A 23,516-nucleotide genomic window follows, 5' to 3' on the forward strand; every position below is an offset into this window, starting at 1 on the left:
TATAAGCGGGTACAAGTCAACTTTTGGAACTATTTTAAAGAAAAATATGATTTACCAGAGATTAAAGAATTTTTTGATAATTCTTATGTTCTACTGGGTACGGTCTTTGAGGAATGTATAAAACCATTTTATCTTAGATTAGATATACTGCCAAATTATAATGATAAATATGAAAGAATGACAATCAAGTATAAATCTTCATGGTATTTTAATAGGTTTTTTTCAAATAATTGGTTACTATTGTTTCTGTAATTCTAATGCTGATTTCGTTTATATATTCTAGTACACTTCAAGATAAGAATTCCTTTGATTATGATATTACGATGAGCTTAGGAACAGGTTTTTTAGTTGCTTTGATAATTAGTAGTTTAAATGCTGCACATAGAAGAAAAGTTAGAAAAAAAACAGAAGAAATAAATATTATTATTTTTCGATATAGTAAGTTGAAAGAATCTTATGAAACAATGAATGATATGTTAAAAAAAGATGTTGAAAAAAAGGATGTTTTTGTAACCCGTTTTTGTGTTATGAATAATTCATTAAATGATTTTTTAAAAGCAACAAAAAAGATAACTTCACTTCAAACAATTGACATTTCAATTATTAAAATCAAATATATATTTCTTTGATACATTTTATATTGTATGAGTGAATATGAAAACAAGTGTTTTCATATTACTTCGATACACACAAGACCTATTTTTCAAGCAATTCGCACCTGACCCCGCATATAGAGAACGTGGTATTGCTTTCCTTAAAATAAAAAGTTAGAGTCTAACGATAAAATTTTAAAATTTATCAGTCTAGTATTTGACTGAAATTAGTAAATATTCTGTATCAAAAAAATTTTTAACTATAGGTGAACTAAAATTAAGTATAGTTTAAAGAATGATTATAAAATTTTGAAATAAGTATGATTGAAGTGCTATAATTCAAGTGAGAGTTATAGCATTTTGGCTTTAAAAAAATGGTGCTAAATTAACAATCTTTCATTTTAAATGATATAAAGGAGGGCTTATAATGAAGAAAAAATTAAGTGAAATGACTCTAAAAGAATTATGGGAATTGTTTCCTATTTTTCTAGTGCCACATAAATCAGAGTGGGAAAAGTGGTTTAGTGATGAAAAGACACCATTAACTGATTTACTAGGAGTAAATAAAATTGAACATATTGGCAGTACGGCTATATCAACTATATATGCTAAAGACATTGTTGATATTATGATTATTGTTGAGGAAAACGAATTTGCTCATGTAGTAGACAAATTAAAAGGTAATAACTATATTCTAATGAACCAAAAAAATGGAAGGGCTACTTTTAATAAAGGATACACTCCAGAAGGTTTTGCAGATAGAGTCTTTCATATTCATGTTAGAAAAACAAATGATATTGATGAATTATATTTTAGAGATTTTTTGATAGAACATGAGGATATTTCTAAAGCATATGAGTCTTTAAAATTAAAACTATGGAAAATTTATGAACATGATCGTGATGGTTATACGGAAGCTAAAACAGAATTCATTAACAATATAACAAGTGAGGCTAAAATACTTTATAAGAACAAGAAGTATATTTAATAAAAAATATTGTTCTCATTATAGGCACAATAAAGATTGTAAAAATAGTTATATGTTCAGAACTTAATATCAGTTATTAAAACAATTATTCTGACAAAATTTAGAAACAGTTAAGTAAAGAATACGGTATTTTAATTGTTACAAGAACTAATGATAAAACTGATTTTATGTCAGTATTTGTATATTAAACTATGCTGAAGCGTATTACTAATTTAAAATAGTATTCATATATAGGGATCATTGTATATTGTATTGAATATAGCGAAATCTGTTAATGCTTTATTGCCTATCTAAGGTTAATAATCAAGTCAGAGTCAAAGAAAGTAAATACAGATTTTGAAATGTTTCTTAGTCTGTAAAGTCAGGAGTTAAATAAGATGAAGGAATTATATAAGACTAAATTATTTATTTTTTTAAATGGAAGTATATATTTATTGGGAGCTTTAGGCTTTTTGATTAATGAAACTATTGCTCAAATGGCATTTCAATTATCTGCAGTTGTAATTGCTCTAACATTTGAAGTCATTGCAAAGCAAAGTAAAGATAAGACAGTTGATGAATATACGAATAATAAGAGTTTAACGTTTCTTTTTATACAATTATCAGTTTTACTGGGTCTTATAATTGCATTTACTGTATTAATCATTCAATTTTAAAGTAGATTATCAGAATAAAAATATCATGAAAATATAGTTGTAATATCAGATTTAATAAAAGATATATCAAACGTACTAAGAACTCAAAGAGATATTAAAAGAGTATCGATAAAATAAACTCATATAATTGATTAGATAACATCCTGAATATCAAAATTTATGAAATACTTAGCTAAGTAAAATAAATGAAGAAGTTATTGAATCACTTAATAGGCTAAGCAAGAGTGTATTCATTTTATCGCGAAGGGAGAATTTATGCAGAAAAAAATTAGAGTAGTTCTTATAAGCATAGCATTAGTCATTTGCATACTTTATTTGATTCAATCAGTATTTAATTTTATTTCTGTATTGGAAGTCAGTTCTGAATATTCGCAAAATGATTTTGTCCAAATTATTTCTAAGAGCACAGCTTATTTTGGATTTATGATTACATTAATACTATGGATGATTAATATTCTATATGTATTATTCAAGACAGATAAAATGAATGAATTACTAACTAAAGTATACAAACCTATAGCTCAGATAGTATTGAATGTAGCTGTTTTAACACTTGCAGTTATAGTTTATTATTTCTTTAATACTTCATTTGGATTAGTGATACAAACATATGCATTTACAAGTGCATTGATGATCATAACAGTTATAATAAATGTAAATAGGCTCAATAAAAATAGAGTTTCTCATTAATAAACTAATCTCAACAGTAAACATGTCTAAGTCTTATCTGAAAAATCCTGTAAAAGTAATTGTTTGAATCAATAAAATTCTTGCAAATTTTATTGGTTTCTTGCTATTACTAAATGAGTTCAAGTAGATTAGAAAACTAAAAAAAATATAGATAATGTTTTTTTCTGGACTATGAATAAACAAGAAATCTGTTTTAACTATATGATTCATATGATGTTTAATATTGCTAGAGCTTAAAAATCTTAGATATATATTTGAATAAATTGAGTAAAAATGCTATAATTCGAGTGATTATTATAGCATTTTTTATTATACTTAGTTTCAGTATAATAGTTATAAATTTTGTTATAGTTCTGTCAAAAAAAGGAGTGAAAATTCTATGATATGCCCTTACTGTAAAAAAGAAATGGAAGAAGGTTTTATTCCAGCAATTACAATGCGTAATCAATGGATTAAAAAAGATGGTAAAATACCGGCAACAATATTTACTACATCTAAGGATGGTTTTGCTATATCTGAATTTCCGCTTTTTACAAGAAAAAAGACAATAGCTAATTATTGTTCAGAATGTGAAACAATTATTATATCTGTTAAAAAGAATGAGTAAAGGATAAGATCTTTATTGAGAATTTTAAATATTTGTTTATAATATATTACTCATATAGTAAAAAATTAATTTAAATAGAAGGTATAAAAATGAAATTAGAAACTAAAAGATTAATATTACGCCCTTGGAATAGCAGTGATGCGGAAAGTTTGTTTGAGTACGCAAAAGATCCTGATGTTGGTCCCATTGCAGGATGGCCTCCACATAAGAGCCTAGACGAAAGTAAAGCAGTTATTAAAAATGTTCTTAATGGAAAAGAATGCTATGCTATATGCTTGAAAGAAAATAATAGGGCAATTGGAAGCATTGAACTCAAACTAAATGGCCATACCAACATGAGTGACAAGAATGATGAATGTGAATTAGGATATTGGCTTGGAAAAGAATTTTGGAAAAATGGTTATATGACAGAAGCGGTAAAAGAACTTATTCGTTATGGCTTTGAAGAACTTGGGATGAATGTTATTTGGTGTGGATACTACGATGGAAATATAAAATCTAAAGGTCTACAAGAAAAGTGCGGTTTTACTTATTATCGAACGACACCCAATATTAAATTGACTCTTTTAGATGAATATCGTACTGGTCATACCAACATCCTAACCAAAGAAAAATGGATGAATTTAAAATAAACAATCTATTTAATTGCACAAGCCAATCGTATCAAAATGGATATGATACTAAATAAAAATAGTTGGTCATTAAAGATTAGTAGTAATAGAAAAAACTACTTATCATTTTTTATATCATATTCATTTTAAAGGAGAAAACTAAATTATGATTAAAAATATACCAATGAATACTCGAATTGATTTTGTTAATAAACTGTTAACCATTTGGGAAAATTCAGTTAGAGAAACTCATCATTTTTTATCAGAAAAAAATCTTATAGCAATCAAAGCTGAAGTCAATGATGCTCTTATGAGTATAGAGAACTTATTTGTTTTTTTAAAGGAAAATGAAATGCTTGGTTTTATAGGCGTTGAAAATAGGAAAATAGAAATGTTGTTTATTGATACTATGTTTAGAAACCAAGGTATAGGAAAAAAACTTGTAGATTTTTCAATAAAGAATTTAAACGTAAAATACGTGGATGTGAATGAACAAAATCATCAAGCTCTAGATTTTTATCTAAAAATAGGGTTTGAGATTAAAAGTAGATTAGAGTTAGATAGCCAGGGAAGAAATTATCCGCTATTACATCTTCACTATTATGAAGATTAATGATAAATATAATTTTTATAAACTTAATAGTAAGTATTTGATTGATATTGTGTCTTACAGTAAAACTTCACATAATTTTTTAATTTACCACCTCTAGAAAGTAGGTATATTATGCAATCTACATCATATAGTTTAATTTTTCTAAGTTCAGTAATAACTTTCATTATAAGCATATATCTGTTATTACCGGTTGCTATTAAATACATTGTTAAGAATGAAAAAAAATTGGATTCAAGAAAAACAGTTTTGATATATTATATCCCTTTAAAAGTAATTATCCTTATCCCAACTGTTTCAGCATTTTTAGGGCTTGTCATGGGTTTACTGATTATACTAGAAACCATAGGAAGTCTTCCTAATATTTTCCATAATTACAACGGGTTCATAGATTTTCCCTATGCTGTTATGATATCAATAGTAATTACATTAACTATAACAATTATTTTCTTTATAACATGGAAAAAATTTAAAAAAAGATTTTATGATATTTGGCTATTTAAAAGTTACCAACACCCTTTAGTTATTCAGTATCGCTCTACAAATGACGGTAGTAAATTCATAAAAAATACTGGATTTTTTATATTTTATTTTATTATATTTTCAATTATCGTTACGATGTTTAGTATAATGGCTATTATTGGCAAGTTATTTTAGGAGTTAAATAAAAAAATACCATTAAGAAAATAGTTCATTTATTTTAGTATTCAAGGGCTACTTTTAACAGATTAGAAAAAATTAAAAGTTAAGTAATCGTGATCATTATATAGTTTTAGAAACTGTATTTGATGTATTTCTTTTTAAATTTACTTGAGTATATAAAAATAATAAGTTGTAAAATATTTACCTTAATGCAAATGATTTGCATTAAGAAAGATCTGGTGCTATTCTTCTTATACACTAAAAGAAGAAAAGAGGATATTACAATGAATTATGATGTAATTATTATTGGTGGTGGACCTGCAGGTCTAAGCGCTGCATTAACGTTAGGAAGAGCTAAGCGTTTGGTATTAGTTATAAGTGAAGATTTACCAAGAAATAGAGTCACATATGAAACACATGGCTTTTTGACTAACGATAGTATAAGTCCCAAGGAATTTTATGAAAAAGCTTATAAGGACTTAAAAAAATATCCAAATATTGTAAGACTTCAAAATAAAGCAATTGATATTATAAAAGATAATAATACTTTTTTTGTAACTACTAATGAAAAAAAAGTATATGAATCAAAAAAAGTTATCATTGCTAGTGGCGTAAAAGATAAATTACCAGAATATCAAAGTTTTAAAGAATATTATGGTAAAAGCATCTTTCCGTGTCCTTTTTGCGATGGATGGGAACATAAAGACCACCAGTTGGCGTTATTTCTAGAAGATGAGCATAGTTACCATTACGTTAAAATGATCTCTCAATGGAATAACGATTTAATTGTTTTTACTAATGGTAAAAAAGTCTTAAGTGAAATAGAAATAAATATTTTATTTGAAAATGGTATTAAAGTAGTTAACGAAAAAATTAAGGCTTTGCATGGTAATAATGGTCTACTTGAATCAATAGAATTAGAAAATAAAAAAGTATATCAGAGAAATGCAGCATTTATTAAAACCTCTGTAGAAATGAATCTTGAGTTTGCTGATAAACTCAATTTAGAAAAAGAAAAGAATATTATTAAAACAACAGTAGAGGGAAAAACAAGCTGTTTTGGTGTCTACTTAGCAGGCGATGTTAAACTTTCAGGCAGTTATCAAATAGCTACAGCAGTCGCACAAGGGCTTTCTGTAGCTATTGCAATACATGCTGAAATGGTCAATGAGTCATATAAAAAAAGTGAAGAAAAGTATGCTTATAACTTCTAGAAAATATATTTGTACTTAAGATTAGACTTAAATTAAAAGAAGTGATCAGTCATTTCTTTTTCTTTTATATTTGATGGAATAAATAATAACGGGTAACTTAAATGTCTGTAATAGAAGAATTTATTTATGTTATAATAAATGATAGAATATAAGATCAAATATAAACACTAGAGGAAAAACGAGTGACAAAAAATAAAATAATTGGGTATTTAGGCTTAACAGGATTATTTGCGTTTATTTTCTATCTATTACATGATGTCATAGGAGGTTTAAATTATCCAAACTACAATTGGCTTAAACAAGCAATTAGTGATTTAACATCAAGTAGTGCCCCTTCAAAAAGTATTGCTGATATCTATGTTATAATTTACGGCATTCTAACGCTAATTTGTTGTCTAGTTTTATGCCTATATTTTAAAAAAAAGAATGATAAATTAACTAAAATAGGTGTTTATATATGGTCTGTTATGAACTTGATCAATGTTATTGGATATAACTTATTTCCATTAGAAGAAGCAGGCAATACAAGCACTTCATTTAAAAGCACTATGCATCTAATCGTTACAGGGATAGTTGTTTTACTATCTATAATATCTCTTGTAGTACTTATAATAGGTGGATACAAAAATAGAATGTACAAGCTTATAACAAATATATCCATTATTACTATATCTTTGATGATATTTGGCGCAATAGGAACAAGTTTATTACCAAAAAGTATCTTTGGTCTAGTAGAAAGATTTTCTGCATATTCTGCAGTACTATTTACACTTTTCTTGGGAATCTATATTTTTTATCAAGCGATTGTAAAAAAAGAAAAAATATAGGATCCAATTTACTAGAAAAATAGGTGATAAAATGAAAAAACCAATGATTAAAATTGTTTATGCATATGAGAATAAAGAAGATTATATCATACGTAAAGAAATGATAGATTACTTAAACAATAGAATAGATGATATACTTGAAAAACTGAAGAAAAATTTTTATTTGATTGAACTGCCTGAAGCAATCGTTTATACAACATATGACTTAGCAACAAATATTTTTTCAGATAATCGCATTCCAGCGTTTACGCGTAATGGAGTAATTTATATTGAACCACTGGAAGTATATTGGCTAAATTATTATGAGAAACTATTTAAGAAAAAAGAATTCATTACTTCATACTATAAAAATAGTATTAAAGAAGAAATATTAACTATTTTAACTCATGAGATGACTCATGATAGTGAATTATTTGTTGATATGCCATGGGATAGTGATATTTGGTTTGAAGAAGGATTTTGTTTTTATATGCCAAGAAAATACTTACTTAGCGAGGCACAATACGAAGAAGTTGTCAAAATAGAAAAAGAAAAAATAATCAATTCTAAATTAAAAATAGGCGATGAAAGTATTAGTATGTTTGGTGCAGATTCATACGATAAAGAAAGTAACTTGACACTTGAATTACTTTATGCTCAAGCCTTTCTAACTGTAAATCAAATCATGAGTTATTATAAAGACGACTTAATTGAACCTTTTAAACTATATCATGAGTGGTTTAATGAAGGTATGAAAGAGCCATTAATTAGAAAATTTAAGCATTGTTTTAAATAAAAAGCAATCAGAAAAGTTAGGAATAAATGATTATCAATCAATATGAAGTAGGATCTATTTATTTAAAAATAAAGCACTTCAGAAAATCACATATTTATCTTAATAAAAGCGTAAAAATGCAGGGATGAGTGATTATTTAATTATCATATAAGGTGCTATGCATATTATGTACAGAAAAACGTATGCATGGTAAAGTAACTAATCACTTTTTATTAAATTAAGTTATGAAATGTTGCTAATGAAATAGAATAGCTATTAAGGGCATTATAAAAAAATATGTTATTCCTCATTTTTTAAAAGAAGGATAACGCTGTTAATAAAAAATAAATTGAAGGAGTTTTCAATGTTTAATTATACTATAGGGATAGAATATAAAAGTAATGGTTCTACTGAATTTGACAGAAAAGCAGCTAGAGCAATTATTATAAAGAATAATAAAATACTCGTTTTAGCAAGCGACAATGATGAGGTAAAGTTACCTGGTGGAGGACTTGATGAAAACGAAACGTTTATTGATGCTCTAAACAGAGAAGTATTGGAAGAGACAGGATATACTGTTTTAAAAAATAAAGAATTTGGAATTATTGATACTTATGGTAAGTCTAAAACGGATCAAACAAAGGTGTTTTCTATGCAATCAAAATACTATCTAGTTGAAATAAGTGATATAAAAAATGAGACTAATTTCCAGGGATATGAAATAACTCAAAATTTTAATCCAATATGGATATCTATTGAAGAGGCAATTAAAACTAATGAAACCGCATATAGTAAGAACATATATAATGATATTGCTGAAAGAGAATTATTAGTATTTAAAGAAATTATGAAGTATATGAGTAGATAAAAACTATAAAAAAATCTAGATAACTAACATAAAGAATAGCTATCTAGATATAAGTTCCCATATTTTCTCAAAGTCTTCTTGATAGGAAAGTCTTGACCATGTATCGCAAAAATTAGGATTATGAAAGATGGCAAACGCATTAACAACTGCGTAGCCATTTTTTTTACCATCAAGACTTTCTGATTTTGTATATAAACTTTCTAAATGAGATTTTATAAGATGAGAATTTTTTTCAATATATTCATTGTAGAGATTAAACATATAAGGATTTTCTAAATATAAGTCTTTTTTGGTTGTAGCTAATAGCCATAACCAATCGTGTAAAGGGGATTCGCTATTATTAGGTTGCCATGTAAATAAATGATCAAACATTCTTGATATCCATCTTAGAGCTAAGTTTTCAAATACATCTTCTTTATTAGAATAATATTTATATATAGCAGCATGAGAAACATTTAACATTTTACTCACACTAGATAATGTAGTTGTTTCAAATCCTTGCTTTATGATAAGTGATTCAGTAACATCTAAAATGAGTTCCTTTGATAATTTCATAAGACACCTCCATATAATAATAGTATATCAAAGTTTATTAATAAGAGTTAGTTAATTGACAAGATTAGAAAAAGATATAAACTAAAACAAGTTACAAAAATATAAAAATGTAACTTACGGAGGAATTTATGAAAAATGTTTTAATTTTTGGTGCTACAGGTGGTATAGGAGAATCAGTAGCAAGACTTTTTGCAAGTAAAGGTTATTCAATAGGCATACATTATGTTGGGAATAAAGATAAAGCAAATACATTATCAAATGAATTTAATAAATCCGGTGCTAAAAATATAATAGTTGAAGGTGATATATCGGATGAAAATCAGGTAATTCAAATATATAAAAAAACAAAAAAAGCATTGGGAAGTATTGATGTTGTAATTAATACTGCAGGTATAATGAAACTTTCACCAATAAAAACCTTAGATTTAAACATATTTGATGATATAATACGTATAAATGTGCGTGGAGCATTTATTGCTTCTAAATATGCATTAGAATATCTTTCAAAAGAAGGCAGTCTATTAAACTTTTCAACAACTGTCACTCGTGCACAAACTGTTAATTACGGTGCATATGCAGCATCAAAGTCAGCAGTTGAAACAATGACACTTATTTTGGCAAGAGAAGCTAAAGGAATCAATATACGCATTAATGCGATTGCTCCTGGACCTGTTGCTACACCACTTTTTACAGCAGGCAAAACTGATGAACAAATAAAAGCAATAAGCCAGTTAAATCCAATGGAAAGAATAGGAATGCCTGATGATATTGCAGAAGCAGTTTTTTCGATTATAAGTAGTAAATGGATTAATGGACAAGTTATATTTGTAAATGGTGGTATGGCATAAGATAGAAAAATTATTTAATGATAACAAAGGAAATGATAAAATGTTAAAATCTCTTGAAAATAGAAGTAATAAGAATGAATATCCGTATAATGTTATCAATTTTGATAAAATAGATTTAGATGCACCAATTATATTTTTTACTGGTGAAAATGGATCAGGAAAAACTACATTGCTTAGAGCAATCAGTTATTTAACAAATAGCATTCAAGTTTCTAAAAATATTAATTATCAGTTAAGTAAATATAGTGAGTACAAAATAGCTTGGAGTACTAAACTTAAAAAAGGATATCATTTTCAAGGTGAAGATTTTTATTCTTTTTTAACATGGGTAGATAAAGAAGAAAAAGAAAATCAGTTGATGTATGAAGAGTCAGTAAAAAAACATGGTAATAGCAATTCTATTGGTAAAATAATGGAAAAAGGACTATATAAAAGTAATACCAGAATGATGTCAGATATGGTAAATGAATTTAAAAATGCTTCTCGCGGAGAAGGATATATAAGATTTTTTGCATCTAAACTTAGACCTCAAGCATTATATTTACTAGATGAACCAGAAACTCCCTTATCATTTCAAAATCAACTTACTCTATTATCTTTAATTGATCAATATGTAAAAGAAGGCAGCCAATTTATTATTTGTACACACTCTCCTATATTACTTGCATACCCAGGTGCTGTTATATATCATTTTTCAGATACAATAGAATCTATCAATTACGCAGAACATCCAGTTGTAAAAGATTATCAATCTTTCTTAAATGCTCCAGAACGCTATATGAATCATTTATTTGGGAAAAAATAATTATAAATAATATTTTATAATCTTTAGCATTAAATCATTTATTTTTTATTTAAAAAAAGCTGAATATAGCCTAAATGAGGAGTTTAATCACATCAAATAACTTATTTAGGCATAAAAAAAGTAATAGTATGGTAACATATAAGTACCTGTATTATAGATTAAGTTAAATTAAGAAGGACATTTATATGAACATTTTATTTGTGATTGACAATTATGAAAATCAATCAAATGGTGGAACAATAACAACTAAGAGATTTAAAGAAGCACGTGCTGCACGAGGACATACTGTTAAAGTATTAACAATAGCTACTAAAAATGAAAGTCATATTTATTCGCTTGAAGAAAAAAAAATACCATTAGTTAATGGTATCATCAGCAAGCAAGACATGAAATTTGCCGTTGCGGATAAGAAAAAAATTAGAGAGGCTTTAAGTGATATTGATATATGCCATTTAGTATTTCCTTTTAAACTCTCAAGAGTAACTAATGAAATTGCTAAATCACTGAATATACCAGTGGTGACATCTTATCATATTATGCCAGAAAACATTACATATGGGGCAGGGGTAAGACGATTGAGCCCTCTAGTAAACTGGATGGCCTATATTTACTTTGATACTTTTTATAAAAAAGTTGATAACCTTCACTTACTTTCAAAAATGAGCAGTGAATTTGCAGCTAAAAGATATACAAATGCCACTAGATATGTTATTTCTAATGGCGTGATAAATGATTTTACAACGATAGTAAACCATCCATCTGATGATAAAATTAGAATCATTTCAATTGGAAGATATTCCAAAGAAAAAGCACAAGATATTACAATTAAAGCAATTGCTAAGTCAAAGTATAAAGATAGAATCGAACTTGTCTTACCTGGTAAGGGCAAACAAGAGAAAAAACTAAGAAAATTAGCTAATAAATATCACATTGATGTTAAATTCGGCTTTTTAAATAAACAAGAATTAATGAAGGCACTAGAAACTTCTTATATGTTTGTTCACTCTGCTGAAATTGAAATTGAAGGTATGTCGTGCTTAGAAGCGATTGCTAGTGGAGTTGTTCCCATTATCTCTAATGCTAAAAAATCAGCATCAAGATTCTTTTCAATAGAAGCTAATAATTCTTATAAGAATAGAAATACAAATGATTTAAAAGACAAGATTGAATATTGGATTGAAAACAAACAAGCAAGAGAAAATAATCTAAAAGCATACAAAGAATTTATTAAAAATTATCGATTTGAAAATTCAGTAGATCAGTTTGAAGAGATGTATCAAGATATTATAGATAGAAAAAATAATTTAAATATAGTAGACTAAAAACAAATGAAAAAACCACTTTAGAAAAATCTATAGTGGTTTTTTATGTTCATCTAAAGGAATGTGCAAAACTAATTGGAAACAAGGAATAGTATTAATTGTTGTCTTCTTGTATAAAATAAAGCCACCAATGTTTTCTAAAATCTCACTGATAATACTAAGCCCAAATCCATGAAGCATTTTATTTCTTTTGCTTGTGTATGATTCTTGTTTCATAGGAGTTTTATTAGAACTATTTGTAATCGTTAATAATTGAAAACCATTTTTTACTGTGCTATCAATCGTAACAAATCTATTTTCACACTGTTTAACCTTTGAGACTGCTTCATAACAGTTATCCATAATATTTGAAAATAATTTAATTAAGTCTAAGTCGTTAAAAGGTAAATCCATTGATAGAAAGGCAGTAGAAGAAAACTCACTTTCAATTAATTTAAATTTACGAGCATAATTGTTTAATAGAGCATCTATAATAACATTGTTAGAATACTCTTTATAACTAAGTTTTAAACTACTAAGGTTGGTAATTGAACTGGATAAAACATTAACAACTGCAGTATAGTTTTTTTGATCTAAAAGTAGATTCATTGCATTGAGTGTTTTAGTGTAATCATGTTTAAATTTAAGAAAATCTCTGACTTGAGATTCATATACATGATAATGGTCTAACTGAATATTTAGTTGTTTTTCAAGCGTTTTAGTTCTAGATTTATATCCAATTAAATAACTCAAATTAGCAGTAAATAAACGAATGATAAAATAAATAGCAAAAACAGAAATTGAAATAACCATGACTAAAACATTATACCAAGAATCATCAAAAGAATAAACTTGACCGTTGGTGATTGCAACAAGATTTAAAAGCATAATAATTTGAATGCTTAGTAAGAATCCCATTAGACGCTTTGAAGTAAGTAAATCTTTTAATTTAGTATTTAATAAAAGATGGTCTAAAAACATAATAGACATCGAAGAAGCAAGATACGTACAAACATGGGTGAGATGATAATAATAAGAATCATTTATCCATGAAAGAGATAATGATACTGATTCTGCCGTAGCAAAGATAGCTGAAAAGAATAAAAAGAAGCAATATGTTTTAAGAATAAAATTAAAAGTTAAGAAAAGATAATTGACAATATTTGTTCTAAAGATTCCTGGAAAAGCAATAAAGTATGCGACAACTGCAAAAAATAGTCTGATATGCATATACTCGTCTAACCAAGAAAAGTTTAATAAAGGTAGCAGGGTGGCTAAAAATATAAAAGTAATCGCAATCCATGCACATTTTCTAAAAGGAAAATATTGGGAATAATTACGAATATATAAATATAAAAATAATGTAGATGATATGTATGATAAGATAACAATAAAATCAGTCATTAATAACCACCCCCAGCAGATAATTACTCAAAATTTCTCTAGCATCGTTATAGTAGTGTCGTGATGAAGGAAGGGTTTTATGAGTTTTTAGATAAACATCTTGACTCGTAATTTTTGATACATACTGTAAATTAACAAGAAAAGATCTGTGTGTTCTAACAAAAAATTGGCCTTGAAGCTTTTCTTCTAAAGAGTTCAAACTACCATAAAACTCTATATTTCCTAAGTCAGTTGTATGAATAATAATAATGCGCTTAAATATCTCAAAATAAATAATTTTATTAAAAGGTAAATTAATATTCTGTGTTCTTGATTGGTAAATAAACTGGGTTTGTGTCATACTTGTTTCAAAATTTTCTATAAAATTAATAAAGATAGCTTCAAATTTTTTATCATCTTTATTTTTAATTAGATAGTTTGTTGGACTAGCCTCAAAAGAGTCAAAGACAAAAGACTCTGTACTAGTTAAAAATACAATTGAAATATTAGGGTTTATTTCTTTTATTCTTTTAGCAGTATCTATTCCATTTATTTTTTTCATCAAAATATCAAGATAGATGATATTGAATTTTTCAGGGTGATCTTCCAAGAAAAAAAGAAGTGCTTCGCCACTTTCAAACCTAATTACTTCAAAAAGTGTATGATGTTTTTTAGCAAGAAATGAAATTTTTTCTTCATAATGATCAAGAAATATTTTTTCATCATCGCAAAGTGCAACAGAAATCATAAATTTTCCTCCCCTTGGAAAAGACTACCTAGTATGCAGCGTGATGTATGAGTAGTGTAACTCTATTATATCAATAAATGTGAAACATGTAAAACAATGTTATAACAAGTATCAGCTAATATATGCATTTTAGAACAAATTAAGAGCATTTCATAACATTTTAGAACAAAAAAGTTAAAAAAGTAGTAAAGTACTGACATACACTAATTAAAAGGAGAATGTCTATGAGAGTATTTTTAAATAATAAGTTTTATATGATTTTTGATATGGACGCTGACACTAAGTTAGTCATTATTTTAATTCTTTCAATTATTATCGTAGTTTTAGCAATTTACCTATTATATCTATTTGTATTTAAAAATAAAAAAATGGTAACTACGAAAATTGAACAAGAAGATTTTACTGATACTAAACCTGCTTTAATAGAAAACAAAGATATCAAAGTAATTGATCCTGCTTTTGAACCTAGAATAAGAAAAAAAAGTTTTAGAAAAGTTAGTTTGAACCAAAATAAAAATCAAGAACAGTTATACATAAAGTATAATTATAGTTTTAAAGCTAGACTTATTTTGGCTCCCAAAGAAAGTCAAGAAAGGTTTAATGCCTTAAAAAACTATATATTAAGTTTTCAAGGGGTAAATGTAAATGAGTCTTGGAAGTATGAAAGATTTAGTTTTAAAGGAAAACCAATCTTAAAAATTTGGATTCATGGAAATATCATGAAAGTATATTATAATTTAAGTCCTTCAGAATTTTATTATACTAAATATAATATTTCTAATGTGTCTTATGCTGCAATTCATGAAACAACGCCAACATTACTTAAAGTATCAAGTAAACTAGGATTAGAACACGCATGTGAACTTGTTAATTTATACATGAAAAGCATTTCTAAACAAGACTCCGTAAAAAATATTAATTTTATTCCTTCTTACAAAACAAAAGAATTATTAATTGAAGAAGGTCTGATTAAACTGAACGATAGAAAATAAGCAACAAGTTTGACAACTGCCCAATTTAAAGTAAGATAGTAAAAAAGGAGGTTTTATTATCTTAATCAAAGACTTTATAGAAATACTAGAAAAAGTTCTAAAACAAATTGATCATGAAAAAACAAAGAAATTAGAACAAGTAAGCGATAGAGAATATCATATTGAATATGACACATACAAAATCAAAGTAGATAATATTGTAGATGTAAGTAGATTTAGAATAGTATTTCCAGATTATGTGGGACTCATTGATACTTTTAGAGCATATATTGGGGCTTTATTAAAAAACGGAGACAACGAGTGTGATACAAGTGACTTTGTATATATCTCAAGAGTTCAAGCGAATACAATAAAACACCTGTTAAATCAATCATAGTTTTATAAATATTTCTTAATAGACTACACTTAAAAGTCATAATATTAAGAGATATTTTTTTTAAACATAAGAAAAACTAAGCAAATAATTTGATAAAATATTTAAATGTAACTATAATGATTACAGGTAGATAGATACTAGAAAGAGGGTTAATTTATGAAAATTGCAGTTATAGGAGCAAGCGGATTTACAGGAAAAGCAGTAGTTTTTGAAGCCTTAAAAAACGGTCATAGTGTATACGCAGTTTCACGAAGTGGCAAATTTGAACCCCAAGCTAACTTAACAGTCATTCATGAAAATGTGAATCACGTAGATGCTTTATCAGAAAAAATAAAAGATGCTGATTTAATCATTTCTTCATTTAATGCAGGATGGGAAAACCCAAATTTATACAATGATTTTTTAGAAGGATCTAGATCAATTATAAAGATGGCAAGAAATCTAGACAAAAGACTTGTCATTATTGGTGGAGCAAGCAGCTTATACGATCCAAGAACAAATGAAACATTATATGCTAATGCATCAAAAGAAATGAAACAAATGGTAAAAGGAGCATATGACTTATATCAAGAACTAAAAGAAGATAAAAGTGTTAAATGGACTTTCGTTAGCCCAGCAATTGAGCTTAATGATAATAAGCCAACATACACATATAATATAGGATCTGATTATATTTTATTTAATCAAGAAGGAAAAAGTACAGTAAGTATCTTTGACTTAGCAGATTTAACAATAAACGCAGCTGCATCTGATTTAAATATATATAAAAGATTGACACTTTCAGATAGATAGGAGAAAAAAATGAAAATAGAAATATGGTCTGACTTTGCTTGTCCTTTTTGTTACATTGGTAAAAATAGACTAGAAATCGCTTTAAAGGAAATACCAAGCAAAGATGTTGATATCACATACAAAGCATATGAACTTAATCCGATAGCTCCTTTAGAGACAACTGAGTCCTCTGTTGAAGTTTTTAGAAAACTTAAAAATACCTCAGTTGAAAGCGCAAAACAAATGTTTAATAGAATTACACAAATGGGTGCTTTAGATGGTCTAACCTTTAAAATGGATGATATCATTATGACAAAAACATTTGATGGTCATAGACTAGCCAAATGGGCAAGAAAGTTTAATAAAGAAGCAGACTTAACGAAAAGATTAATGAAAGCATATTTTGAAGATGGATTAAATCTTGCTAACTACGATGTATTAACACAATTGGCAGAAGAAGTTGGGCTAGATAAACAAACAGCAAGAAAAGTATTAGATTCTAATGAGTATGAAGATACGGTTAATCAAGAAATTCTTGAAGCCAGACAATTAGGTGTTCAAGGTGTTCCGTTTTTTGTCATTAATAGAAAATATGCTATATCAGGTGCACAATCTTTAGAACAATTCAAAGAAATACTTAAAGATGCTTATAAAGAAGAAAATAGTTTTGAAATAAAAGGTGATGATTCTGGACTATGCACAGATGGTAATTGTGATATCTAAAAAAAATTAACAACGATAAACTACCCAAAGAATCAATTTAAAAGGGTAGTTTTTTTATAAAAAGTAATAAATATGTTAAAATATATAGGGTGATGAAGATGAACGTTTTATTTAAAATGATTCCAAAAGAAAAAGTAGTATATATTTATGATGATTCTACTATTAGACAAGCAATGGAAAAAATGGAACACTACAGATATACTATAATACCTATTCTTAATAAAGAAGGAGAATATGTTTCTTCAATTAGTGAAGGTGACTTATTGTGGTATATTAAAAACAAATCAGACTTCAACTATAAAAAAGCTGAACAACATTATATTTACGAAGTGAAAAAAGAAAAAGATATTAAGTCTAACGGGATTAACACAGAAATGAAAGATTTGATTGATACAATAGAAAACCAAAATTACGTTCCAATCGTAGATGATAGAAATATTTTTATTGGAATAGTAACAAGAAAATCAGTCATCCAATATTTACTTCAAAAAAGGTAAAATCTTGACTTTTTAGTAGAATGTGATAAAATAAACAGGTCAACTGAAGGTGATCGAGCCTACTATGTAGGTTAGGAAAGTCCATGCTAGCACATACTGAGATGTATGTAGTGTTTGTGCCTAAGGAAAAAATAACTTAGGGTATCAGAAATGATAACGGCATTTAATGATCTAAGGGAAACTATGATCTAGAATGTAACGTGCCACAGAAACGAGTTAGTTAGAAATAACTAAATGAAACGCGGTAAACCCCTCAAGCTAGAAACCCAAATTTGGTAGGGGCGTATAAAGACAACTAAATGAAGTTAGTCTTAATGCTACTTATGTAGAGATAAATGGTCACACTCAAAGATTTGAGAACAGAACATGGCTTATGCAAGTTGATTAAAAAAGTCCTTAGGGGCTTTTTTTGTTTAATAGATAATAAATATGGGAAACTATTATCTTAAACAAATCAAAGTGTTTCATTATTTTTTGTAGATTTCTAAAAATAGTGTATAATTAGACACAAAGGCATAAAAGGGGTGCTTAATTGGTGATATCTACTATATTTATAATTGTTCAAGCATCTGTTCTTGCATTATTGATGCTGATACACTTTTTAATAGGGTTAAAAAGAGGATTTAAAAAAACACTTTGGTATTTTTTAGGAAATACTTTAATTGTTCTTTTTATCTTTGTATTAATAGGTCTTATTCCAACATATTTATTTATTTCAGAGGAAAATGCCCAAAAAATTATGCTTTATTTTATGTCTGAACAGTCAAATGAAATTAACGTGATTTTTAAATCAGGCGGTTATGAAATTGTCATAGCGTTAGCTGATTTCTTAATAAAAATAGTACTTTTCATTCTTTTTTATGTTTTCTTAAGATGGCTACTTATGGCAACAATTACTAAAAAAACATGGTTTAAATATAAAATTAAAAAGGTCTACCCAACAGAAGCTAAACAACGCTATCTAGGTGGATTTTTTGGTTTAATAAGAGGCTTTTTAGCAGGTTTAACTATGATGTTGCCTATATTAGTTTTGGTGAATGCCTTTGATAATGAAAAACTAAGGAAAAATAAAGATGCCTTTGATCCAATCATTGGTGATATTATCGAAGCTAATAAGTATAACTTTATTAAACCGTTTAATTTCATCAAAATTAACCATATAGGGCTTGCTGACCATTTTTTTGATTTAGCTTTTTCAACTAAAATTAAAGGAAATAACGTGAGATGGCGTGCTGAAATTTCATTTTACTCTGAAGCAGCTATGACTTATTATGATATAGATCAAAGTGAACAATCATTTGAGTTAACATCAGAAAGTTTAAAAGAGTTAAAACCTTTATTTATTAAGATGTCTCAGACAAGACTAATGAATTTAGCAATTTATCCAGGATACAACTATGCATTAACAGAATTGTCAAATGAAAAAATAGAAGATACGACACAACAAAAAATAGCAAAAAAACTTAAAAATATAAACATAGATTTAAATAAAGATGCTATGAGCGTTTACGCTTTATTAGAAGAAATGCTTTCAATAAATGATATCAATACTTGGCAAACATACATACAAGAGCCTACTAAAGTCTTAGAACTTAACGCAGTTGAAAGAGAAAAAGTATTAGATATCCTAGAAAAAATGACAGACTTGAAAATTCTAAAATTAGGTGATGTCGCAATAGAAACTTTTTTATCAATGAAAGAAGGTCAAAAAATCTTTTCTTGGAGAAAAACAGATGAAGAAAAGGAACAAGCTATTCAATCATTTATCGCTAAAATATCAAATTTTGAAAATGAATTTACTAGAACTTTAAGTAAAGATATGATTAAGATTTTAAAAGAATCATACTTAACTTTCCCAAGTGATGTGAAGTTAGATGATAAAATAATCACCTTACAAGAACTTTTAGAAAAACCAACAAATATGTTGAATATTGAAAGTAAAACATATAAAAACTGGTTTAATCATACAATTAAGACGCTAGGTGAACTAAAATCACTTGATGGTCTACTAGATCCAGGTGTAGATTATATGGTATCTAGTCTAATTAAAGATATTAAGATGCAAAATACAAATGAAGTGATTCTAAATGTAAAAAAGGACTTATCTAGCACAACAGACTTAAATAGAGAACTTAACTGGCTGATTGAAACATATAGTTATATTAAAACTTTTTATAATGATAAAGAAGAAACAAATGATGTTCTTGCTATAATAGATAAAATGTTGACAACTGAGAAAGGTAAAAATGATTTTAATCAACTCATTCAATTATTAAGTGAAGGAAAAACAATCTCTAACTTAAGTAAAGGCATCAGTGGACCATTAATTAAGGAAAGTTTTTCAGATGGAACTGAAATGTCAAAAATTATTAGTCATACTACTAGCATAAAGAATTTTGATTTGATTTATGAATTAAAAGAATTAAGTCCAGTTTTAATAGACTTATATAAAGAAAAAGACTTTAGTTTAAAAAATAGCATTCAAGATAGTGAACAAAGTCAAAAAATGCTTGATAAAATATTTAGTAATTTTATTGAAACTCAAAATAAAGAAACTATTTTAAATTCTAATATTGTATATGCAGTTATTGACCAAAGTATTAAAAATATCAGAGAATTAGAAGTGCCAAATTTTGTTAAAGATAGCACGGGAAATTATCCAGATTTCATTGATAAGAAAGAAATTCAAACAATCTTAGGAATCATAGAACAAATGAATTTTGATATCATTACTTTAATCAATGATCCTGATAGTGCTAAACTATTTACTGAAAAAGTGATGGCATATGCCCAAACAGAAAAAGGTATGGCAACTATTTTAGACTCAGGAATTTTATACAATAAAGTGAGTCAACTCATTAAAGAAAATAAAGACATGGTAACGCCTAAAGATGCTCTTGACATGATAAGTTCTAGCCCATACTACGGCTTAGTGAAAAAAGAAGAAATATTTAAATTACTTAAAGTTGTTAAAATACTAGGGATTAATGATTTTACTGAGCTTAATGCTGAATTAATTAAAAATGAATTAACAAATGATAAATTAACAGATATTATTAATCTGGAATCAGCTTTTGTAAATGTTGAAATAACTAGTAAAATTAAGAAGATTGATAGTATTATCATTCCTCAAAGTTCCTATACAAGCCAAACAAAAGAACAAATAAAAGCTAGTGAACTTGTTCATATTATTAAAATGTTAGATCAATTCAATCTTAAATTAAATGATTTAGCAACAAAAAATGATTTCAATAAATTATTAACAGATATTAAAGTTAAAGAATTTGTTAAAATACCATATAAAACTTCATCAATCATTAGAGGCTTTATTACATCAAGTATCAATCATATCTCTAATCTAAAAGTACCAGGCGCTTATGATTCAGAAGGTGTTTTAACAGCTAATGAAATCGCAGAACTATTTAAAGTACTTAACAGACTTGATAATGGTAATGATAGTTTACTTGATTTAAAAAATAGAATAGACATCAACACGATGACAATTAAACGAGCTAGAAATATTTTGAACTATTCTCAATCAGCATTTATTTTAGGACTTGTATCAAATGAAATACTCAAAATAGATCAAATTAATGTTAATAAACTGCCAAGTACACTTTTTATAGATAAAGAAAAAACAGTATTAACTAAAAAAGAAGTAGAAAGTTTATTTAATATTTTAATTACATTAGATAATACAGAGGAAACTTTAATAAAAGATGCAGTAAAAACTGTAAAAATAGATACATTAACATTGGGTCAGACAAAGGATATTCTTAATTCTAATTCAGAGCTTATGAGATATTTAATTTCAGACCAATTAACTGGTGGCTCTAATCAATTATTACTAAACTCAAGCCAAACAGTTTTAAGCAAAAAAGAATTAATAGAATTCATAGATGACTTGATCGGTAAACATGGTATAACTTATAAGTTTAATGAACTAAATAAGTACTATGAAAACATTACAATTACTGAACTAGAAAGTATGCTACTTTACGAATCTATTCTTACAAAGAGCATTGCAAGTGCACAAATAGATAAACAACTAGGATCATCAGAGAGAACTAAAAATAGATATCTTACAAATGAACTTTTAGATACAAACAATAGATATATTACAGCATCTGAAGCCCGTAAATTAATTAATGCCTTATACATAATAGCTGATGTAGAAAAACAGAAAGTTAAGAGTCTTTTAGATTCAATTAATACGCTAGATTTAGAAAAACTAACTGAAGTTTTAAAACTAAATTCAGAAATCATTAAACGTAAGGTTAGCGATGAATTAATCATTCAAGTAAAAGAAACATCAATAGACTTTAGAACATTAGATAATCTAGGTTACATTGAAAATGATCAATTAGTCAATACTGTAGAAAAATTTAGCTATCTGTTTGGAAAACAAACCAATGTTAGTCAAGTCAATCAATTAATGAATCAATTAAAAATTAGTAAAATAAAAAATATAGTGATTGATTCAAGTTCATTGATATATGGCATGATATCATCATATGTACAAAAGAATTTAGATAAACAAATAAGACAAAGAGCATATGATAATACATATACGCATAAAGGAAAATACCTTAATAAAATTATCAAAATAGATGAAGTTATAAATTTATTTAGTACGATAGAAAACTTATTTGGCGATATATCATTAAATGAAATCTCAAGCAAATTTAATGCTAGCGAACTAAAAATTAACCAAATAATTAATTTAAAAGATTCATATCATAAGATTTTAATCAAGGCACTTTTAAGTGATAATATTAAAAAAGCAATTAATCAAACTAAAAATCCAATTGATAAGAGATCATATGAACAAACAACATACCAAGATGAAAAACAAGACTTAAGTTATGAAGAATTTAATAAATTGATAAGTGTTTTAAAAATACTTGATGGTAATCAAAATATGAGTTTAAAGAATGCTATCAGAAACTTAGAAAACTCTAACTTAAATATGAATAATATTAGAAAGATGATAGAAGAAGACTCATACATTGTAAGATCTCATCTTACAACAAGCATTAAAGAAATAAATCAAAACTTAGGTAATATAGATATATATGATGACAAATCATTTGATTTTAATGAAAAATCAATCCAACTTATTAAGAAAGAAGAACTGATTAAGTTTATTGATGCTTTAAATGAAATAGGTAATAATAATCAAAAATTTAGTGAAGCGTTAAAATTAGACATTCTTAACATTCCTATAGAGAAAATAAAGAAAGCAGTCCAAAAAGATTCTCTTATTTTTCAACGAATCATTACGATTATTCTAGATAAAACAGGAATATATAGTGAACCAGCAAATCTTATTATTCCTAAATCAGATATAATAAATTTTTTAAATACGATGCTTCCTTACGGTAATACGATATATGAATACATAATGAAAAATAACAGATAATTAACAATAATTATAGGGACTTATATTAAGTAGCT

At 26.8% G+C, this 23,516-nt stretch carries 23 protein-coding genes and 1 other RNA gene; 21 read left to right on the top strand and 3 right to left on the bottom strand.

Going from position 1 to position 23,516, the window contains the following annotated elements:
• The first annotated feature begins 323 nt into the window (after nt 1-323).
• The 12 genes from BN854_RS04095 (at nt 324) to BN854_RS04150 (ending at nt 9,060) form a co-directional block, all read left to right on the top strand.
• A complete protein-coding gene (locus BN854_RS04095; protein WP_045959767.1) occupies nt 324-629 on the top strand; it encodes a hypothetical protein in 306 nt (101 codons plus the stop codon).
• A gap of 391 nt (nt 630-1,020) precedes the next feature.
• Complete coding sequence (locus BN854_RS04100) at nt 1,021-1,581, top strand: GrpB family protein (protein WP_026659318.1); 561 nt, start codon at nt 1,021-1,023, stop codon at nt 1,579-1,581.
• A gap of 377 nt (nt 1,582-1,958) precedes the next feature.
• The gene (locus BN854_RS04105) at nt 1,959-2,237 is read left to right on the top strand and encodes a hypothetical protein (protein WP_026659322.1); all 279 of its coding nucleotides are present in this window, start codon (nt 1,959-1,961) and stop codon (nt 2,235-2,237) included.
• Nucleotides 2,238-2,492: 255 nt separating this feature from the next.
• Nucleotides 2,493-2,927: a hypothetical protein gene (locus BN854_RS04110; protein ID WP_026659332.1), complete on the top strand. Its 435-nt coding sequence runs from the start codon at nt 2,493-2,495 to the stop codon at nt 2,925-2,927.
• A gap of 379 nt (nt 2,928-3,306) precedes the next feature.
• Entirely contained in the window at nt 3,307-3,534 is a 228-nt protein-coding gene (locus BN854_RS04115; protein ID WP_026659334.1) for a PF20097 family protein, read from the top strand.
• A gap of 89 nt (nt 3,535-3,623) precedes the next feature.
• Nucleotides 3,624-4,166, top strand: coding sequence for a GNAT family N-acetyltransferase (locus BN854_RS04120; protein WP_026659343.1), 543 nt, complete (start codon nt 3,624-3,626; stop codon nt 4,164-4,166).
• 145 nt (nt 4,167-4,311) lie between these two features.
• Nucleotides 4,312-4,758 (top strand): GNAT family N-acetyltransferase, encoded by a 447-nt coding sequence (locus BN854_RS04125; protein WP_026659348.1) that lies wholly within the window; start codon nt 4,312-4,314, stop codon nt 4,756-4,758.
• A gap of 111 nt (nt 4,759-4,869) precedes the next feature.
• Nucleotides 4,870-5,412, top strand: coding sequence for a hypothetical protein (locus tag BN854_RS04130; RefSeq protein ID WP_026659357.1), 543 nt, complete (start codon nt 4,870-4,872; stop codon nt 5,410-5,412).
• A 269-nt stretch (nt 5,413-5,681) separates the two neighbouring features.
• A complete protein-coding gene (locus BN854_RS04135) occupies nt 5,682-6,611 on the top strand; it encodes an NAD(P)/FAD-dependent oxidoreductase (RefSeq protein WP_026659366.1) in 930 nt (309 codons plus the stop codon).
• Between the two features lie 182 nt (nt 6,612-6,793).
• Entirely contained in the window at nt 6,794-7,438 is a 645-nt protein-coding gene (locus tag BN854_RS04140) for a DUF998 domain-containing protein (RefSeq protein ID WP_026659375.1), read from the top strand.
• 31 nt (nt 7,439-7,469) lie between these two features.
• On the top strand, nt 7,470-8,213 hold the full coding sequence (locus BN854_RS04145) for a hypothetical protein (RefSeq protein ID WP_026659383.1): 744 nt from the start codon (nt 7,470-7,472) through the stop codon (nt 8,211-8,213).
• A gap of 343 nt (nt 8,214-8,556) precedes the next feature.
• Nucleotides 8,557-9,060 (top strand): NUDIX hydrolase, encoded by a 504-nt coding sequence (locus tag BN854_RS04150; protein WP_026659393.1) that lies wholly within the window; start codon nt 8,557-8,559, stop codon nt 9,058-9,060.
• Between the two features lie 39 nt (nt 9,061-9,099).
• Here the strand turns inward: BN854_RS04150 and BN854_RS04155 are convergent, their stop codons facing one another.
• Nucleotides 9,100-9,615: a TetR/AcrR family transcriptional regulator gene (locus tag BN854_RS04155; protein ID WP_026659401.1), complete on the bottom strand. Its 516-nt coding sequence runs from the start codon at nt 9,613-9,615 to the stop codon at nt 9,100-9,102.
• Between the two features lie 128 nt (nt 9,616-9,743).
• Between BN854_RS04155 and BN854_RS04160 the strand changes: the two genes are divergently transcribed.
• From BN854_RS04160 to BN854_RS04170, 3 genes are all read left to right on the top strand, one after another.
• Complete coding sequence (locus BN854_RS04160; protein ID WP_026659408.1) at nt 9,744-10,463, top strand: SDR family oxidoreductase; 720 nt, start codon at nt 9,744-9,746, stop codon at nt 10,461-10,463.
• On the top strand, nt 10,447-11,268 hold the full coding sequence (locus BN854_RS04165) for an AAA family ATPase (RefSeq protein WP_084600828.1): 822 nt from the start codon (nt 10,447-10,449) through the stop codon (nt 11,266-11,268). The genes BN854_RS04160 and BN854_RS04165 overlap by 17 nt, the downstream gene beginning before the upstream one ends.
• Before the next feature lie 185 nt (nt 11,269-11,453).
• Complete coding sequence (locus tag BN854_RS04170; RefSeq protein ID WP_026659423.1) at nt 11,454-12,590, top strand: glycosyltransferase; 1,137 nt, start codon at nt 11,454-11,456, stop codon at nt 12,588-12,590.
• A gap of 30 nt (nt 12,591-12,620) precedes the next feature.
• On the opposite strand, the gene BN854_RS04175 is transcribed toward BN854_RS04170, so the two are convergent.
• The gene (locus BN854_RS04175; RefSeq protein ID WP_026659428.1) at nt 12,621-13,973 is read right to left on the bottom strand and encodes a GHKL domain-containing protein; all 1,353 of its coding nucleotides are present in this window, start codon (nt 13,971-13,973) and stop codon (nt 12,621-12,623) included.
• Complete coding sequence (locus BN854_RS04180) at nt 13,966-14,700, bottom strand: LytR/AlgR family response regulator transcription factor (RefSeq protein ID WP_026659430.1); 735 nt, start codon at nt 14,698-14,700, stop codon at nt 13,966-13,968. The genes BN854_RS04175 and BN854_RS04180 overlap by 8 nt, the downstream gene beginning before the upstream one ends.
• A gap of 224 nt (nt 14,701-14,924) precedes the next feature.
• Between BN854_RS04180 and BN854_RS04185 the strand changes: the two genes are divergently transcribed.
• From BN854_RS04185 to BN854_RS04205, 6 genes are all read left to right on the top strand, one after another.
• The gene (locus BN854_RS04185; protein WP_026659431.1) at nt 14,925-15,692 is read left to right on the top strand and encodes a hypothetical protein; all 768 of its coding nucleotides are present in this window, start codon (nt 14,925-14,927) and stop codon (nt 15,690-15,692) included.
• Between the two features lie 532 nt (nt 15,693-16,224).
• Complete coding sequence (locus BN854_RS04190; protein WP_026659432.1) at nt 16,225-16,860, top strand: NAD(P)-dependent oxidoreductase; 636 nt, start codon at nt 16,225-16,227, stop codon at nt 16,858-16,860.
• 9 nt (nt 16,861-16,869) lie between these two features.
• On the top strand, nt 16,870-17,562 hold the full coding sequence (locus tag BN854_RS04195) for a DsbA family oxidoreductase (protein WP_026659439.1): 693 nt from the start codon (nt 16,870-16,872) through the stop codon (nt 17,560-17,562).
• A 98-nt stretch (nt 17,563-17,660) separates the two neighbouring features.
• Entirely contained in the window at nt 17,661-18,059 is a 399-nt protein-coding gene (locus BN854_RS04200; protein WP_026659448.1) for a CBS domain-containing protein, read from the top strand.
• Nucleotides 18,060-18,100: 41 nt separating this feature from the next.
• An RNA gene (gene rnpB, locus BN854_RS07555) (RNase P RNA component class B) lies at nt 18,101-18,437 on the top strand.
• 157 nt (nt 18,438-18,594) lie between these two features.
• Entirely contained in the window at nt 18,595-23,481 is a 4,887-nt protein-coding gene (locus BN854_RS04205) for a CvpA family protein (RefSeq protein ID WP_026659454.1), read from the top strand.
• The last annotated feature ends 35 nt before the right edge of the window (nt 23,482-23,516 follow it).

It is taken from the genome of Alteracholeplasma palmae J233, assembly GCF_000968055.1.
In the GTDB taxonomy this organism is placed as follows: domain Bacteria; phylum Bacillota_I; class Bacilli_A; order Acholeplasmatales; family Acholeplasmataceae; genus Alteracholeplasma; species Alteracholeplasma palmae.